The organism is uncultured Nostoc sp. (genome assembly GCF_964247315.1).
In the GTDB taxonomy this organism is placed as follows: Bacteria; Cyanobacteriota; Cyanobacteriia; order Cyanobacteriales; family Nostocaceae; genus Nostoc.
In genome coordinates this window covers 1-16142 of record NZ_CAXTTT010000147.1, presented here as the reverse complement: position 1 = coordinate 16142, position 16142 = coordinate 1, and the positions used below count along the sequence as shown (strand labels likewise).

The 16142-nt window shown below is 43.5% G+C and carries 17 protein-coding genes and 1 tRNA gene; 6 read left to right on the top strand and 12 right to left on the bottom strand.

Annotation, left to right across the window (positions count from 1 at the left end; genetic code table 11):
• Nucleotides 1–320 (top strand): hypothetical protein (locus ACFE93_RS30215; protein ID WP_375479090.1); only part of this gene is annotated, 320 nt, incomplete at its 5' end.
• Nucleotides 321–448: 128 nt separating this feature from the next.
• Nucleotides 449–886: a hypothetical protein gene (locus ACFE93_RS30210; protein WP_375479088.1), complete on the top strand. Its 438-nt coding sequence runs from the start codon at nucleotides 449–451 to the stop codon at nucleotides 884–886.
• A 231-nt stretch (nucleotides 887–1117) separates the two neighbouring features.
• Here the strand turns inward: ACFE93_RS30210 and ACFE93_RS30205 are convergent, their stop codons facing one another.
• From ACFE93_RS30205 to ACFE93_RS30195, 3 genes are all read right to left on the bottom strand, one after another.
• Nucleotides 1118–1318 (bottom strand): hypothetical protein, encoded by a 201-nt coding sequence (locus ACFE93_RS30205; protein WP_375479086.1) that lies wholly within the window; start codon nucleotides 1316–1318, stop codon nucleotides 1118–1120.
• A 122-nt stretch (nucleotides 1319–1440) separates the two neighbouring features.
• Nucleotides 1441–1743, bottom strand: a complete 303-nt coding sequence (locus ACFE93_RS30200) for a helix-turn-helix domain-containing protein (RefSeq protein ID WP_375479084.1) — start codon at nucleotides 1741–1743, stop codon at nucleotides 1441–1443.
• Nucleotides 1740–2297 (bottom strand): hypothetical protein, encoded by a 558-nt coding sequence (locus tag ACFE93_RS30195; protein WP_375479082.1) that lies wholly within the window; start codon nucleotides 2295–2297, stop codon nucleotides 1740–1742. The genes ACFE93_RS30200 and ACFE93_RS30195 overlap by 4 nt, the downstream gene beginning before the upstream one ends.
• 130 nt (nucleotides 2298–2427) lie before the next feature.
• Between ACFE93_RS30195 and ACFE93_RS30190 the strand changes: the two genes are divergently transcribed.
• Complete coding sequence (locus ACFE93_RS30190; RefSeq protein ID WP_375479080.1) at nucleotides 2428–2628, top strand: ribbon-helix-helix protein, CopG family; 201 nt, start codon at nucleotides 2428–2430, stop codon at nucleotides 2626–2628.
• A gap of 277 nt (nucleotides 2629–2905) precedes the next feature.
• On the opposite strand, the gene ACFE93_RS30185 is transcribed toward ACFE93_RS30190, so the two are convergent.
• Nucleotides 2906–2977 (bottom strand) — tRNA-Thr (locus ACFE93_RS30185).
• A gap of 33 nt (nucleotides 2978–3010) precedes the next feature.
• On the opposite strand from ACFE93_RS30185, the gene ACFE93_RS30180 reads away from it, so the two are divergent.
• Entirely contained in the window at nucleotides 3011–3304 is a 294-nt protein-coding gene (locus tag ACFE93_RS30180) for a DUF3493 domain-containing protein (RefSeq protein WP_375479078.1), read from the top strand.
• 346 nt (nucleotides 3305–3650) lie between these two features.
• Here ACFE93_RS30180 and ACFE93_RS30175 read toward each other — a convergent pair whose 3' ends face one another.
• A complete protein-coding gene (locus ACFE93_RS30175; RefSeq protein WP_375479076.1) occupies nucleotides 3651–5345 on the bottom strand; it encodes a DUF1565 domain-containing protein in 1695 nt (564 codons plus the stop codon).
• A 294-nt stretch (nucleotides 5346–5639) separates the two neighbouring features.
• Between ACFE93_RS30175 and ACFE93_RS30170 the strand changes: the two genes are divergently transcribed.
• Nucleotides 5640–6176, top strand: coding sequence for an alpha/beta hydrolase (locus tag ACFE93_RS30170; RefSeq protein WP_375479074.1), 537 nt, complete (start codon nucleotides 5640–5642; stop codon nucleotides 6174–6176).
• Here the strand turns inward: ACFE93_RS30170 and ACFE93_RS30165 are convergent.
• From ACFE93_RS30165 to ACFE93_RS30135, 7 genes are all read right to left on the bottom strand, one after another.
• A complete protein-coding gene (locus ACFE93_RS30165) occupies nucleotides 6173–6370 on the bottom strand; it encodes a hypothetical protein (protein WP_322660560.1) in 198 nt (65 codons plus the stop codon). The two genes, ACFE93_RS30170 and ACFE93_RS30165, sit on opposite strands and share 4 nt — an antisense overlap.
• Nucleotides 6371–6513: 143 nt before the next feature.
• Nucleotides 6514–7134, bottom strand: coding sequence for a low-complexity tail membrane protein (locus ACFE93_RS30160; protein WP_375479072.1), 621 nt, complete (start codon nucleotides 7132–7134; stop codon nucleotides 6514–6516).
• 107 nt (nucleotides 7135–7241) lie between these two features.
• Nucleotides 7242–10406 carry a translation initiation factor IF-2 gene (infB, locus tag ACFE93_RS30155; RefSeq protein WP_375479070.1) on the bottom strand — a complete coding sequence of 1055 codons (3165 nt, stop codon included), beginning with the start codon at nucleotides 10404–10406 and terminating at the stop codon, nucleotides 7242–7244.
• Between the two features lie 484 nt (nucleotides 10407–10890).
• The gene (locus tag ACFE93_RS30150) at nucleotides 10891–11160 is read right to left on the bottom strand and encodes a YlxR family protein (RefSeq protein ID WP_104905836.1); all 270 of its coding nucleotides are present in this window, start codon (nucleotides 11158–11160) and stop codon (nucleotides 10891–10893) included.
• Nucleotides 11161–11309: 149 nt separating this feature from the next.
• Entirely contained in the window at nucleotides 11310–12596 is a 1287-nt protein-coding gene (nusA, locus tag ACFE93_RS30145; RefSeq protein WP_335197580.1) for a transcription termination factor NusA, read from the bottom strand.
• A 280-nt stretch (nucleotides 12597–12876) separates the two neighbouring features.
• On the bottom strand, nucleotides 12877–13335 hold the full coding sequence (gene rimP, locus ACFE93_RS30140) for a ribosome maturation factor RimP (protein WP_375479067.1): 459 nt from the start codon (nucleotides 13333–13335) through the stop codon (nucleotides 12877–12879).
• A 243-nt stretch (nucleotides 13336–13578) separates the two neighbouring features.
• Entirely contained in the window at nucleotides 13579–15027 is a 1449-nt protein-coding gene (locus tag ACFE93_RS30135; protein WP_375479065.1) for a hypothetical protein, read from the bottom strand.
• A gap of 520 nt (nucleotides 15028–15547) precedes the next feature.
• Here ACFE93_RS30135 and ACFE93_RS30130 point away from each other — a divergent pair.
• A partial coding sequence (locus ACFE93_RS30130) for a peptidoglycan-binding protein (RefSeq protein WP_375479063.1) occupies nucleotides 15548–16142 on the top strand: 595 nt, incomplete at its 3' end.

The following is a 16142-nucleotide window of genomic DNA, read 5'->3' as shown; positions in this document are numbered from 1 at the left end:
TTGTTATTTCGGGATACCCAATTGTTATTTCGGGGTACCCAATTGTTATTTCGGGATACCCAATTGTTATTTCGGGGTACCCAATTGTTATTTCGGGGTACCCAATTGTTATTTCGGGGTACCCAATTGTTATTTCGGGGTACCCAATTGTTATTTCGGGGTACCCAATTGTTATTTCGGGGTACCCAATTGTTATTTCGGGGTACCCAATTGTTATTTCGGGGTACCCAATTGTTATTTCGGGGTACGCATTTATTGATTTTGTGATTACTGTTGCTGATTATACTTATTCTCAAACAACAAATCGATATGAAAAATGAGTAAAAACACAGGCAAACTCGTAATTATTTCGTTGAACTTTTAATGAAATAAATCCACAAAACTACCCATCTCAGGCAAAAGGATACTCCACTATGTTGAAAAAGGAATTATTAAAAAAGGATGTGTTATGTCTTTAAAAACTCGTGGTTCTGCTGCTGTTGACAAAGCCCAACTTCGTCTCGCCTTGCTTAAATCTATTGATGAAAATCTGGATTTGGGACATGGGTTAACCATTGAAGCCTACAACCACTTAATCAACACTACCCGTGCGATGGTAGAAGCTAATAATACGCTGGTTTCCAATCTGGAAGAATCGCGTAAAACAGTTACCCAGATGGATAAAGCTCTCTCCGAAATGTCTGAACGAATGCTAAGTGGAGTTGCAACTGTCTACGGCAGAAACAGTATAGAGTATTCCAAAGCTGGCGGCTCTAATCGCAAACGAAATAAACAATCTATTTCAAAAGTTACTCCAGTTGTAGCGGTTCTTACTACTCAACCTACTCAAGCTGCAATTGCGAATGCCTCAACTAACGGTAATGGCACAACTCCTTTGCTGCAATAATCCACACCTACTTAAACAAGAAATCAGATCCCGGATTTTTCTAAAAAGTCCGGGATCTTTTTGTCACCAACATTTTGTTATATCAATAAAATCGTATAAACTTATACTTAATATTCAAACGTACAACTATGTAGTTGCTTGATTTGAAAAAGATGCGTTGGCGTAGCCCAACCCAGGCATCGCTTAATTTTTGATGAATACGTTGGCGTAGCCCAACCCAGGCATCGCTACTTACTTTACAGCAGTCTGGTTTTGTTGTTCTAACACTACATTGAAAATCAGTGTAAAATTCACATTTGGGATGAGTCGGCGTAAAACTTGTAGATGAGCTTCCGCATCACTGCGGCGACGAAAACGAGCTACAACTTGGTTTTGCATATTAGGTAAAAGCCGCACTATACACCAAGGATTGAGCTTTTCAAGATAAGTCATAGTCGCTTTGCTCCAAATCAAAAGTTAAAAGTCAAAAGTCAAAAGAAAAAGCATAAAAGCCAGCCTACTGTGATGGTGGCTGGCAAGAAATATCATTTTGATATTGCAATTAGATGCAGTTTCTACTCACTCTTGTCTGGAAAACAAAGCTTTTCCAATACTTCTTCGGGAATCTCCTCAAAGTGTTCTAGCAAAAAGTTCATCAGCGCTAGGTGGCGTAAATCAGCTGGCATAGGACGGCGGTAGTTTTTACCTCTAGCAAACCAGCGTCGAACTGTGGACAGGGAACGAGAGCAAATCTGAGCCATTTGTTCGTAGTTTACCTGCCATTTGGAGTAAAACTGCTTGGGAGTCATACCCAATTGACAATAACTGTAGAATTGCATCAAATCTTGCTCTCGCTGCTTGAGTGGATGAGGATTCATAAATGTGTCTCCTCGCTGATTGGTTCTAAATCTTCTTCCCAAGCAATATCGGCAGATGTCCAAGCAGCACTAGGGCTATCTTTGCTTAACCAAATCAGGTAGCACCAACTCCAGCAGCAGCGATCGCAAGCAAAGCTATAAAATCGACCAATGACAATGCCCCAGTCAGTATCGCTTTGGGCACATAGCCAACGCAAGCGATCGCCATATAAAAATCTGGGTGTCTTGGCTACATCAGGAAAGTTAGCAGGAAGCTCAATAGATGCGTCTGGGTATTTCAGGTTAATCAAGCCTGGGACTATATCTTGGCAATTGTGCCGGATGAGATTGAGATAATTGGCAATCAACTTATCATTGATGCTATGAGTTAACCCAGATATCAGAATTGCAGCTAGACTTTCTATTTCTTGCTGCTGGAGTTGCATCCAAGTGCTATCAAAGTCAGCGTCAGAGTAGTTGTTGAGCTTTGCTAGTAATTCTGTGATGCCGAAATCATCTAAAGCTTGTTGATAAGCTTTGTGTTGATCTGTTTTGTAGCTAACAGGCTTTAACATTGTATATGTCTCCTGTGATAGGGGGGCCAAAAGCCAGCATCCGCCGTGAGAAAGTTGATGGCTGGCTTTTGACTTATCTGTAATTATACATAAAAACCAACTAATTTTATGTTAATTAGTGTGTTATTATGTGATAAATATAGAAACAAACAAAGCTTATGATGGTGATATGGGAAAAGTTACAGTAACTATTTACATGGAAGAAGAAGACAAAGAAGCCCTGCAACAATTGGCTGATGCAGAGGAGCGTTCTTTGTCTCAGATGGCGGTGTTAATTGTGAAACGAGCGATTAAACAAGCTCAGAATGACGGGAAAATTCCACCAAAATAATTCGTAATTCGTCTGGGAAGCGATACCTTCTCTTTCTCTACGAGACGCTACGCGTAGCTTGCTTCCCCCAAGGGGTACGGTAGGCTTCCCTTGTACCCTGTTTAATTACGAATTATGAACTAGTAATTATTTGGTCACATAATCACCATCATCAGTAATAATCTAGGTTTGATGACAATAATTTGTCACAACGACATGAATGTGTCACCGATCGCAGATAATTAGTCACTGGACATGATTTGTGTCAAACTTGACTATTGAGCAATACTTTTATCAAAGCCGATGATGGGATTTGAACCCACGGCCTGCTGATTACGAATCAGCTGCTCTACCACTGAGCCACATCGGCATACACAATCTAAGAGTATAACATGATTTAATCATGGTAGATCAAAATCCCAAAAATCGCCTGAATCCTGAACAGTATGCCAGCCTGAAAGCAGAAATAGCTGCTCCTTATCGCGGCTTTCGACAATTTTTCTACATTGCTTTCGGTGCATCTGGCTTACTCGGTGCATTCGTCTTTTTCTTCCAAGTGCTTGCCGGACGCAATGTTGAGAGTGCAATGCCTAATTTAGCTCTCCAAGTAGGAATCGTTGCTTTAATGGTTTTCCTCTGGCGGTGGGAACAGCGTCGGCAACAACGCCCCAATTCGGGTAAAAATCCTAATTCCTGAAGGGATAAATCTTAGCTAATTAATTTTTGACTACTTTCTTTTAATATATCTTTTCTTCAAATTTACTCATGCTTTTATGAAAATTAAAATATCAAGAGAGAAAAAATAAAAAAATTCTTAGGAAATCCCAAAAAGCAAAAATTTCTGAGAAAATAGAAATCGTTGAAACGGGGTCAGCCAATATAAAGACCCTGACTATAAACCCAATCACATTCAAATGGGGTCAGCTATATTTAAAGACCCCAAATTTTATGATTAAAAAACCCTAAAATTAAAAAACCACTATATTGGAAACGCCAGACTGATAATTTGTTAGTCTGGCGTTTCCAATTTGCTAATTAGACATTTACTGAACTGTTACCAAATAAGATGAAGGAATTGGTTGGGCACGTCCAGCATTGACAAGTGCCTGGTAAACAAAGGCAGCAACTTCGGCTCTAGTCGCCTGACGATTAGGATTGAGTTGCTTGGCTGTGGGATAGTTGATTACTAGTTGCCGTGCAGTTGCGGCGGCAACTGGTGCGATCGCATAATTAGGAATCTGAGCAGCATCGGTGTAAAAGGAAACGACATTTTGATTATTTGCAGTTAAGCCCAAACCATTAGCTAAAGAGACTAACGCCTGCACTCTAGGAATTTGCTGCTGTGGCTTAAAAGTGCCATCGGGATAGCCAGAAACAAATTGACTCTGGTAAGCAGATTGAATGGCAGTGTAAGCCCAGAAATTGCTTGCTACATCCTTAAACTGAATGGCTGTGCGTTTAGTTGGTGGCTTTAGGGCTTTAGTGACAATAGTGGCAAATTGAGCGCGGGTTACAGGTTCATTGGGTTTAAAGCTGCCATCAGGAAAGCCCGCAATAATATTTTGGGAGGCTAAAGCTTCGATGTAGGTTTTTGCCCAGTAATTTGCTGGTACATCTTTAAAGGCAACAGGCCCTCCAGGCGGTACATCAACACTGGCGGCAACAAAATCTACTGAGCCGAAAATCTTTTTCTGATCGATATCGTTGCCAACAGCGACAATTTGACCGGTTTTAGTGGCGTTGTTCACATCATAACGAGTGTTATTGCGGATAAGATTGCCACCAGGATTTTCGTTGGTGCCAAGGTCGGGTGAAGCGTTGACAGTTGCTACTACTCCATCCCGTTTATTGTTTTGAATGACATTTTTACGCAATACAGGCTTGGCTGACTCTGAGATAAAAAGACCATCTTGGTTTTCGATAATTTGGTTTTCTACAACTAGAGGTGTGGAAGTCCCACCGAGCGCAAGACCAAAACCAGTATCCTGAAATAAGTTACTCCGAATTTCTCCTTGAGCAGCTTTAGCAATTGAAATCCCATTGCCTTTGTTTTGCACAAACAGGTTACTTTCAATTTTGGGATTACCTGTACCCGTGACAAAAACACCCTCTCTGACACTGTTAGTAAAAGTACTGTTCTTAATCGTGGGATTAGTTGACTCCACCCACACACCCGTACCCCGGCTATTTGGGTTAGTGACGGTGACACCAGCGATCGTGCTATCTTGCTCGGCAAGGATGGTAATGTCTTGTCTGGCAAAGGTGCGACTAGTGTAGAAGCCTCCACCTGTAATCAATATCGCCTGACCTTTACTAGCTTCATCACCTCGCAGTGTCACCCCTGGTTTAAGTAAAAGCGGGAAGGTTTCACCACTTTCCTGGTTATAGGTACCAGGTGCTAATTGAATCACTGCACCTGCTTGGGCTTGACTGAGAGCGAAACTGATGCTTTTGTAGGGTGCTGCCGAGGTTGCACCAGCACCAGCCCTATCTGCACCAGTTGTTGGATTAACATAAATCGCTGCGGCAGTTGCAGGAGCTTGCGCTGTATGAGTTGGGGCGATATTTTCTGGATGAGTGGTATCAGCATTAACCTCATTAGGTAGTAGTATTGACCCACTAGAAACAACAAGTATTGCCGTTAGCCCGGCTCCTACGCGCAAAGTATATCTGAGATCACTGCTGGAAAGAAGGCGAAAATTTTTCGCAAGAGAAATGTGAGAACCCCAATATTTCATTTTTTGAGTCTGTGATGTGCTGAATTACGGTATATGGAACAAGGTTAAAGATAACAGCGTTGTAGCTGCTCTAAAACCCATGCAAAACTATACTGGATGATTAGCACTGATTCAGCTAAATTCCTTAGATAGGTCACAGAACTTATACATTAGTTATATTGTGTTATGCAGAAAATTTTCTTAGGGGTACTATGGAGATGAGGCGATTTTTAGTATTCCCTAAAGCTAGGTGCTGCAACTAATTCTGCTGGAATATCATCACAGAAAAAGCAAACCTATTGGAAATCGGGAGAAATGCATTTTTATTTTTTAGGGCTGCGTCGCGTCTTAGTTTTAGTAGGCATTATCTGTCTTCTGTTTTTGTCCACTCCTGCCTTTGCAGCAGAACGAGTAGTGCTGAAGTATGGTATCTTCCGTGAATCACTTTCTGTAGAGGAACTATCCACCTTTGCCCAAACAGGTGAACTCTCAGGTTCATTAAAAGTTAATTTAGCTTTGGCACGACAAGACCCCAAAGCCATTCGTCAGTATTTAACAAAGCCTGTGAAGGTAAACTCTGTATTTTTAGATAAAGTACTGAATAGCCAGATTGGTAATATTATTTTGGATCGAATTAGTCAAGTTATTTCTACACCGTCTCAAAGAGCAAATCGGCAAGCTTTACGAGCCGCTTTGGTACTTTCTGCAAATCAAGACGGGCAAGTGTCGCTGATTGAAATTATTAAGAATTATCCCACAAATGAAGTGGAAGTTGATGGCGATCGCTTGCAGGCTGCATACCGTCAACTTCGCCGCTGGCAAACAAGCTTACAAGATTTATTAGGTGTTTAGTAAGCTAAAGTTTCTAAAGTTTCTCTTAAATACCTCTGTACCTGATGTTCCAAGCGAATTCCCTCTAATTGAGCATCGCGTTCTAGTTGCCAGCGTTGAAAACCGGAACTAGTGGAGATCGCACATTTGAGGCTATACCAAATTTCAGTATCAGCAGAAAATTGGCGATCGCTAGAAGCTGGAATTTGAGCCATAGTTTTTTATTCCTTTATTTTAAACTTCAACAGGAATTGGGCATTGGGCATTGGTTATTAATTATTCTCCTCTGCTCCTCTGCCCCCTGCCTCCCCTGCTCTTTTCTCTAGCCCTAAAGTGAAATAATATACTTTACGGGCTGCTACGAATCTGTATTTACCCTAAACAAGGATTGCAATAATCGGGGCACGATTTGATTAACCCGCACTCCTAAAATAGTGAAATCTTGCTTAATCTTTTCTAAAGATAATGGCTCGATGCCAGCGAATTCTGTCTCATTAATCACCAAAACTCGCATTATACTCACAGGTATTTGTAAAAATAGATTGCTGCCCAAAAAGGCTAATCCTGCAAGCACTAGTGCAAGGCTGCGCCATTGTGGGAGGAATTTAGCTGAATTTGCTACTAATGGGGCAATTTGGTAAAGATTCCACAATATCCAAACCGACAATACTGCTGCCACTAATGCCAGGATACGATTTAATTTTGTATTAATTAGACAGAGAATTTTCCGCTGCCGTTCAGTCAGATTTTCTGGCTTTAGGGCTATTCCTAAAAGAGCAAATATATAAAAGGGGCGACGCAACTGCATCCATAGTAGGGGGAGAACACCAATGGCGGCAACTAAGAATAGTTCCATCCAGACTGGCAAAAATGGCTCGCCTACAGACAAAAACAATAAGCAGAGTACTAAAAAAACAGGCAACGTTGCCAATCCAGCGACGTGAATCCACAAAATAGGTTCAGAGCGAAATGAATGCATATTATAAAAAGTTATGAGTTAGAAGTTAGGAGTTGGGAATTAGCAGCCTTTATGACTCCTAACTCTTAATTTATCACTCCTAACTTCTAACCATTTTACCCTCAACACTATCTCGTTAAGGTGAGAGTGCGCCGCTTTGTAACCATTTGATAGGCTTCGATGATGTCACCTTCAACCCAATCATTGAATTTATCCATGCCGACGCCGCATTCATAACCAGCGTTGACTTCACGAGCATCTTCTTTCATCCGTTTTAAGGAGTCAAGAACGCCTTCATAGATCACCTTACCGCCACGTCGCACCCTGACTTTGCAGTTGCGAACTAGCTTGCCAGATTGAACGTAGCAGCCAGCAACCGCACCACGACCGACTGGGAAGACGGCACGGACTTCGGTTTGACCCAAAGGTTCTTCCACCAACTCTGGTTCCAAAAGACCTTCCAAGGCATCTTGGATATCTTCTAGGAGTTTGTAGATTACATTGTATTCCCGGACGTCGACACCTGCTTCATCGGCGGCTTGTCTGGCGCCACTGGCAAAGGTGGTGTTGAAGCCGATAATTACAGCGTTACTAGCAGCTGCTAAGTCGATATCTGTCTCGGTGATTTCCCCAGCAGTAGCCAACAGCATCCGAATTTGGACTTCGTTTTGGGGGATTTGCTTGAGCGCTCCCACAATGGCTTCCACCGAACCTTGTACATCTCCTTTCAAGATCAAGTTGAGTTCTTTCAACTCGCCTTCTTGTGCTTGAGCCGAGAGCGTTGTCAGGGTAACACGTCCTTGTAACAGGCGGGATAGGCGTTGTCTGTCTGCGCGATCGCTAGCGAGTGCTCTGGCTTCTTTTTCATTTTGGAAGACCTCGAACTCGTCGCCTGCTGCTGGCACATCACTTAAACCTAGTACCTCGACAGCAAAGGAAGGAGAAGCAATATCTACTCTCTTACCTCTGTCATCCACCATCGCCCGGACTTTACCGAAAGCCGATCCAGCTACCAAGATATCTCCTACATGCAGAGTACCATTCTGAATTAGCAGGGTAGCAACTGCTCCCTTGGCTTTATCCAGATGCGCTTCAATCACAGTTCCTTTGGCGGCACGATCTGGGTTGGCAGATAGTTCTCCAACCTCTGCTACCAGCAGAATCATCTCTAAAAGCGTATCCAGATTTTCACCTCTGATGGCGCTCACCGGAACCATGATTGTCTCACCACCCCAGTCTTCTGCGGTTAGACCATACTGGGTCAGCTCTTGTTTCACCCGTTCTGGCTGTGCCCCTTCTTTATCAATTTTGTTGATTGCAACGACAATTGGCACTCCCGCAGCTTGGGCGTGGCTAATGGCTTCAATGGTTTGGGGACGGACACCATCATCAGCGGCCACTACTAACACGGCAATATCTGTTACCCGCGCTCCTCGTGCCCGCATAGCTGTAAAGGCTTCGTGACCAGGAGTATCCAGGAAGACTATCTGTTGTGGTTTGCCCTCATGTTCCACATCCACATGGTATGCACCGATGTGTTGAGTGATCCCGCCGGCTTCGCCAGCAGCCACTTTGGTTTTGCGGATTGAGTCGAGTAGAGTTGTTTTACCGTGGTCGACATGTCCCATAATTGTCACGACTGGCGGACGGCGGTGGAGATATTCTAGGTCTTCTACGCCGACCATTTCTGTAATTTTCCGAGCTTCTGCTTCTCGCTCGGCGGTTTCTACTTCTATTTCTAGTTCTTTGCCTACCAGGGTAATTGTGGGAATATCTAGATTTTGAGTGATACTCACCGCCATGCCTTTAAGGAACAGGATTTTCACAATCTCTGTATCGGCAACAGCTAAAACGTCAGCCAGTTCTTGTACAGTCAACGGACCTGTGATCGCCACTTTTTCAGGACGATCGCGCTTTGTCTCGGCTTCTTGGCGACGGTTTTGGTGCTGGTCGCGGCCAGAACCTGACTTAGAGCCAGACCTGGAACCAGACTTTTTCGCTCTTGCAGTTGGGGCGCTAGCAAGGGTTGCACCTGGCATCTGTACAGGTCGAGTCGCTTTGGGTTTGGGAGGACGAGCGATGGAAAGGCTGACTTGGACTGTGGCTGGTGAGTCGATATCGTCGTCATCCAGCAAATCTTCTTCAAACTCATCATCAAGTATGGGCTTGATCCGCTTGCCTTTGACGCCAGCTTTCGCCTTCTCTTTAACCTCGTCAATTATTTCTTCTTCTACCCACTTTTTGCCGCCTTTGGTTGGGCGAGGCGGGCTTGGGCGTTTCAAGTCGAGGAGATCGGGTGTGACTGGTTCATCACCCAATCCTTGAGATTTGCCCGCTATTCCTGATATTTGTCTGGGGGGAGTAGCGATTGGCATTGCGGCGGCTACAGCTTCACCTGGACGCGCTGGTCTGGGTCGTTGCCCGTCTCCCAGTTGCGATGGAGCAGACGGTCTATTGCCCCTCTGCTCTGGTCTGCTTGGTGCAGTGGTGGGACGACTTGCCCTTTGTGGTGCAGATGGTGCGGACTGGTCTGTTGGCAGTTTAGCGACTCTCGGCTTAATTTGCTCGCGATCGCCTTCTGCGGGTCGTTGCCGTTGGTCGCGTTTAAGGATCGGTTTATCTGCCTGAGATACTGGTGGTTCATCTACCACCTGGGCTTCTTCTGACGCAGGTCTGGCTGGAGGAGCAACTAGTTGTGGTTTGATCGGTTTTTCCGATTTTGGTCTGGGTGGAACTATTTTTTCCGGTTTTTGGGATGCTATTTTTTCCGATGCCGGATTTGGATTAGGCGTTTGTTCCAAGTCAGCGATCGGAGGTTGCTCTTGAGTCTCAGATTGAGTCCGGGGTACAGGTCGAGTTGGTACCGTCGGCTTCAGGGGTGAAACTGGTGTAGCGAAAGGCCGTGGCGGAGAGGGAGGATTAGCTTCAGACAAGGCAGCTTGGGTATTGTTAGCAAGTGACGCCTCTGGGGCGTTGGGAGTAGTATTTCTCAATATTTTGGGTTTGCGTATTTCCAAAATTTGCTGTTTGTGGGGTGCAGCAGGTCGGTTACGTCCGCCGTTGGGTGGTGAATTTGGCTTATGGCTGGTTGTACCTAGTTCCTTTTTGGCTGACACATTCGTAGTTGCAAGCTTTTCTGCTGCCGCCCGGATGTTTTCTGCCTCGGATTCTGAAATCGTGCTGCTATGGCTTTTGACCGCAATATCGAGCTGGTCGCAAATTGCTAGTAGCTCTTTGTTATCCAAATTCAATTCCTTTGATAATTCATAAATTCTAACTTTGCCGTTGTTCATCCACTCTTCCCCTTTAATTTACAGTTTTAGCGGATGGTTGCCTGGGAGTGCGACATCTCCATCCTTGGATTACTGTTTTTAGGTTGCCGTTCAGTTTTTGCCGGTGCCTCCAATCAGGAAAGAGAGATGTTTCGGTTTAATAATGGCATCCCCACCAGGAATGATGGTTGAGGGATACCCATAAAAATTTCTTAAATAAAAGATTTTTATAGGAATCCTTGACGCCGAACTGCGCCTGAGCGCTACCAGGTTGCCATTTTGTAGTTTCTTGTTTTGTTGATTCTGAGTCTTCCACAACACAATCGATTACATCTTGTTCTGGGAATATTGCCTCGACCCTCTTAATTATTTGGAGAACCGAATGCGTTTTACACCCATTTACTATTTTGGCATTAACCTTGACAATCAACAGAGGGTGTGACGAAAGCGCGATTTCGGCTTTCTACACAATTCCTCTGGTGATTACGTCACAAAGTTGTTCCAACTAAATTTGGTTTTGGGTATTACTGCGGGCTAGACGTTGCGACAAGCTTTGGTACAGTGTTTCTGGCACTGATGCATGTAGCGATCGCCCTAGTCGATTTTTTTTTTGAGCCGCTTGTAAGCAACTCGTTTCTGGACAAATATAGGCAGAACGCCCCATGCCCTGATCCAATTGTACCTTTCCCGATGGAAAGACGCGGACAATCCGCCAAAACTCATCTTTTGAGCCTACTTTACGGCAACTAATACAGCGCCGATAATTTGGTTTCATCGGTTCTTGACGATCTCAGTCCAGGATAATGGAAGTAAAAAGAAGTTTATTATTACTATTTTTTACTTATACCAAGTAGGTTTTGAGAAAATAATCCTTGAGACTGAGACTACAATCTTACAGTATCAAAACTTTACAAAATTAATCAATTATTCATCATCGTTATTGTCAAAACTATCTTCCTCTTCTAATTCGTTCTGATTTTCATCCTCAAATTCTTCTTCATATTCAAGATCGTCTTCTTCTGATTCCTCTGATTGATATTTTGTTCTGACGGCTGCAAATTTGGTATCCTCTGCTGCATAGTCATACTTAGCTTTGTCTTTAATGTCTATTTTCCAACCAGTTAGACGGGCTGCCAAACGGACGTTTTGCCCTTCTTTCCCAATGGCCAAACTCAATTGATCTTCAGCTACAAGTACGTGAGTTTGCCGCGATTCTGGATCCATCAGGCGTACTTCATCTACCCGTGCTGGACTTAAGGCATTAGCAATGTATGTTGCTGGATCTGGCGACCAGCGAATTACATCTATTTTTTCACCGCGTAATTCGTTGACTACCACTTGAATTCGCGATCCCCTAGCTCCAATACAAGCGCCAACTGGGTCTACATCGCGATCGAGAGTATCTACCGCTATTTTAGTCCGGGGACCGACATAACGGGAAGGGGGGTTTGCCTCCCTAGCTACGGCAACAATCCGTACCACCTCATCTTCGATTTCTGGGACTTCGTTGGCAAAAAGATAAACCACCAAACCAGCATCAGCCCGAGACACAAGCAACTGTGGCCCTCGTTGCTGACCTTGAGAGACTTTTTTCAAATATACCTTGAAGGTGGCATTTGCTCGATAATTATCGTTGGGCAACTGTTCCCGCTTCGGTAATTCGGCTTCTACTTCTGGCTGACCAAAGCCGCTGCTAACTGCTAAAACCACTGATTGCCGCTCAAACCGCAGGACTCTTGCTTGGAGAACAGTTCCTTCTAAATCTTGGAACTCTTCTTGCACCATCTGGCGCTGTTGATCCCGTAATTTTTGCGCCAATACTTGCTTAGTTTGCATCGCCGCCATCCGACCAAATTCTCCTTGATCGGGGGTAACATCCAGCACCACAGAGTCCCCTAACTGCGCTTCGGGAGCGACTTGTTGAACTTCGTCTAGGGAAATTTGATGGTCTGTGTTATCTACTTCTTCAACAATGGTTTTGGTGGAAAGAACGCGAAATCCTTCTCCTTCAATATCGAGTTCTACTTCAAAATTTTCAAAATAATCTTCGTCAAACTGTTTGCGCTCTAAATTTTGGGCGCGGCGATAACGTTCATAGCCTTTGAGTAGTGCTTCTCTAATAGCTGATTGAACTGCAAGCCGGGGTAAATTCCGTTCGCGACTTATACTTTCAATTAATTCTTTTAATCCGGGTAAAGTAACCATTGACATAAGCAATCTCCTTTAAAAATTAGGAACTAGAGACTGGGCATTGGGGAGCCAGTGCGTTGGGCGGGCAATGCCCGACTTATTCGCGCAGCGTCTCCCCTTGGGAGAAGCAACTGGCGTGGGCATTGGGCATGGGGAAGAGGACAAGAGGACAAGGAGAATTGCAGACAAGGGGAAAACTTGTTGCAAGTCCTCACCTCTTGTCACCTTGTTACCTTGTCTCCCTTGCTCCTCTGCCCCTCCAATCCCTAGTCCCTAGCCTCTAGCCTTAGTAACTTGTTAATCAGCGCTCCTCTAACTGCACCTTAGTAATTAGGGAGCGGGGAATTTCGACTACACGACCTTTTTGATTTAAGTAAAGTGCTGTCTCATCCCGACGAATCAACTGACCAATCCACTCTTGTTGTCCGTCGTAGGGTGGCGAAGTGGAGATAATGACAGGAAATCCTTTAAAGGAAATAAACTCCCTGTCTGTTACCAGTTGCCGCGAAATACCAGGACTAGACACTTCCAAGACGTATGTATCTGGAACGATTTCCGCAGCATCTAAGGAAGCTTCTAAAGCACGGCTCATCTTCTCACAATCGTTCAACCCAGTGTCTTGCTCAGGATTGCGAATGTCTACCCGCAACACTGGTGGACTTTGATTAGTGTGAAAAACCACGCCAACCACTTCCAATCCCAGTTCTTCTGCCACTGGTGTCGCCAAATCAATAATTTGTGGAACTAAAGGATGAACCATGAGAGAATTCAATAAAAAAAGTGGGCATCGACCCACTTCCTGCGATAGGTATATCTTCCAAGAAGTCTTGTGACGAACCAAATTATGATTCGCCTAATTCGAGTTTAGCGCATTTCTTTTATAGTCGTGCATTGGGCACAAGAGGCAGAGGTGCAAGGAAGACAAGGTGACAAGAGGTGAGAACTTGTAACAAGTTTTTCCCCTTGTCCTCAATTCTCCTTGTCCTCTGCTCCTTTGCTCTCCCTACCCTTCGCGTATTTTTGGGAAAATAGCGCCTTTATCTACTACTGCAGGAACTAATACTTGTGTTCTTAACTGCCGGGTTTGCTCGATAATTTGGTCTATGTCTTCTTGGGATAAACGCTGGACGTAGTTGAGTTTAATTTCTTCCAAGAAGTCAAAAAGTAAACTTTGAATTTCTGAGAGTACATGTTTTTCCTTGATTTGAGATCCCAAGACCTTGGTAAAGCTTTCTAGTAGTTGACTGGTGAGTTTTGCTCCTACAGGGTCTTCAACAGCGCTAACTAAAGTTTTGTAAAGATTAGTTGTGATTTGAGTCGCCAGTTGTTCGCTTAACTGGGTTTGGGCGTGTCCTACACCAGGGAGATTCTGGAGGTTACGGTAGATAGGGACTTGATGGAAGACGGTTTCGATGTTGTGGCGCAGAATGGCAACGATCGCAGGTTGGATATCAGGTAGCACTTGGTAGACAATTGTTTTTACCAAAAGACCTGCGATCGCTTCCACTTCATTCACATTATTAATATCTATGTAGGGACGTAAGTTTTCATGTTGCGAGAGCCAGCTTGTCAACTCACCCCGCTGAATTGAACTCTGAACCTGATTAATCACTCTCACTACTACAATTTCTGTGAGTTCTTCGGCAAAATTGGCGACAATCCCCTGATTAATTTGCTTTCGCACTGGATGCAGATTCAATAACTGCGCTTGATCGAGGCGAATTAATACAGGTATGATTCGTAACCCCCGCCAAAATGGTATCAATAAAAATAAATCGTACCAACGCCATAATAGTGCTTCTAACCAGCTAAACCCAGGATGTTGGCGTCTGAGCAAGAAGGTACGCCCTAGCAATTCTACAGCAAATAAAATCACAAAGGGTAAGTCAATAATCCAGAATTTATCAATAAAATCCCCATTTTCCCCGATTTGGCGGTAATAGTTACTGGCGATCAAAGGGCGGATGCTCTGGTTAAAAAAATTCATTTCTTCAAGCCAGCCATTTTGTGATAGATATGGCTGACTCCAAAAAGTAGCGAAGGACTGTTTTGCAGATTCTTTGCGGATGTGCGATCGCATCCTTTGTTTGATTTTTTCCAAAGTCCCACTCTTATTCGCTCCCGCAAACGGGTTACTATCAATCATCTCGCTGCTAAGACGACTTATTTGTATTAGCCTGCTATTTATCTGAGGCGACTGTAACCCTGTTTGCCTAACTTGTTCTTCTAATGCGTCTACTGTTTCTAAATAACTTTTTGTGTCTCGATGACTTTCAATACCTTTGATTTGGTCATAAATCTTAGTAATTTGAGGAAGTTTTCGCAAGTAGAAATCTCGCCAAGGTACGTAACTTAAATCAAACAACACTAAACTTAAATTTACTGCGGTAGCAATTGCTATAAACCTTTCAAACCAAAGATAACGCTGCTTAGAAGATTTTACATTTTTCATTTTATGTAATATATAATACTTACTATGTGTTTAAAACATAAACTCTTTCATTTATTAATTTTTGGCCCTTTCTAACCAATTACAGCAATTTCCAGTCGAGTAGACCCCAGTAGAAGTGCACATCTGTCATGGGTGTCAACTTCAGCCCAAAACAAAACTCCTTTAAAACCTCTTTTCCAACCATAGGCTGAAAATACTCCTCATTGCAGCACAGCCACAGGTAAAGAGACTGACTTTCACCTTAAGTTAATGCCAATGCACAGATGTGATTTTCTACCGCAGTTTAGTGTTAAAGGGTATATTCGCTTCAAATCATAACCGCTGTATCTTTGCTAATACAAGATACTTCTTTTGATGGATGACAGAGATTATTTTTTACATTTTTAGTTAAATTTAACAAAAAAAATCACAATTTATTCAAAATTCATTAAATAATCGTGAAAAAAGTTATTAAACAAACTTAAAATGCAGCTGTTAACGTTTATGATCCTGCTGATTTAACCCAAAGGAGTTTTTAAGTATGTGGTGTGGGTTTGGAAAATCAAGCGCAACCTTTGCTGTTACTTGCCTGATGACTGCTAGTTTGGTAATTACAGACACAGGTTTTGCAGCCCCTCAAAAAAGTTATACGCCCCAGCAATTCCGTGAGGTATTGCGGGGATTAGGTTATAACGTCAAGGTAACAAATACTGCTTTGACAGACGAGCAAACTAAAAAGGCAATTCGTGAATTTCAGACGGGTTATAAGCTAAAACCAGCTGATGGGATAGCAGGGCCAAAAACCCAAGGTTTTGCTGCTAATATCGTTCAAATTCTGCACAGAAATTTGAATGCAGTGGTGAAGCCAAATCCTCCCCTGCCGCGCGATCATTTTTATGGTTCCCGCACGGAAGAAGTGGTGAAGGAGTATCAGAAGAAGTATCAGTTGCAAGAAACTGGAATTGCTAACTTAGCACTCCGCCAAAAGCTAAATGAAGAAGCAAAGACACTCTTCAGCCAGCCAACAACTAAACCGACAACTAAACCGACAACTAAACCGATGTCTACACCGATGTCTACACCGATGTCTACACCGATGTCTACACCAACACCAACAGCTACACCAACAGCTACAC

Bases quoted from the DNA above. Each gene is read 5' to 3' on its own strand.
- ACFE93_RS30195 (WP_375479082.1), bottom strand. From the start codon at position 2,297: ATGTTAAAGCCTGTTAGCTACAAAACAGATCAACACAAAGCTTATCAA.
- ACFE93_RS30150 (WP_104905836.1), bottom strand. From the start codon at position 11,160: ATGAAACCAAATTATCGGCGCTGTATTAGTTGCCGTAAAGTAGGCTCA.
- ACFE93_RS30180 (WP_375479078.1), top strand. From the start codon at position 3,011: ATGGTAGATCAAAATCCCAAAAATCGCCTGAATCCTGAACAGTATGCC.
- nusA (WP_335197580.1), bottom strand. From the start codon at position 12,596: ATGTCAATGGTTACTTTACCCGGATTAAAAGAATTAATTGAAAGTATA.
- ACFE93_RS30205 (WP_375479086.1), bottom strand. From the start codon at position 1,318: ATGACTTATCTTGAAAAGCTCAATCCTTGGTGTATAGTGCGGCTTTTA.
- ACFE93_RS30200 (WP_375479084.1), bottom strand. From the start codon at position 1,743: ATGAATCCTCATCCACTCAAGCAGCGAGAGCAAGATTTGATGCAATTC.
- ACFE93_RS30210 (WP_375479088.1), top strand. From the start codon at position 449: ATGTCTTTAAAAACTCGTGGTTCTGCTGCTGTTGACAAAGCCCAACTT.
- ACFE93_RS30165 (WP_322660560.1), bottom strand. From the start codon at position 6,370: ATGGCTCAAATTCCAGCTTCTAGCGATCGCCAATTTTCTGCTGATACT.
- ACFE93_RS30170 (WP_375479074.1), top strand. From the start codon at position 5,640: ATGCATTTTTATTTTTTAGGGCTGCGTCGCGTCTTAGTTTTAGTAGGC.
- rimP (WP_375479067.1), bottom strand. From the start codon at position 13,335: ATGGTTCATCCTTTAGTTCCACAAATTATTGATTTGGCGACACCAGTG.
- ACFE93_RS30135 (WP_375479065.1), bottom strand. From the start codon at position 15,027: ATGAAAAATGTAAAATCTTCTAAGCAGCGTTATCTTTGGTTTGAAAGG.
- infB (WP_375479070.1), bottom strand. From the start codon at position 10,406: ATGAACAACGGCAAAGTTAGAATTTATGAATTATCAAAGGAATTGAAT.
- ACFE93_RS30175 (WP_375479076.1), bottom strand. From the start codon at position 5,345: ATGAAATATTGGGGTTCTCACATTTCTCTTGCGAAAAATTTTCGCCTT.
- ACFE93_RS30160 (WP_375479072.1), bottom strand. From the start codon at position 7,134: ATGCATTCATTTCGCTCTGAACCTATTTTGTGGATTCACGTCGCTGGA.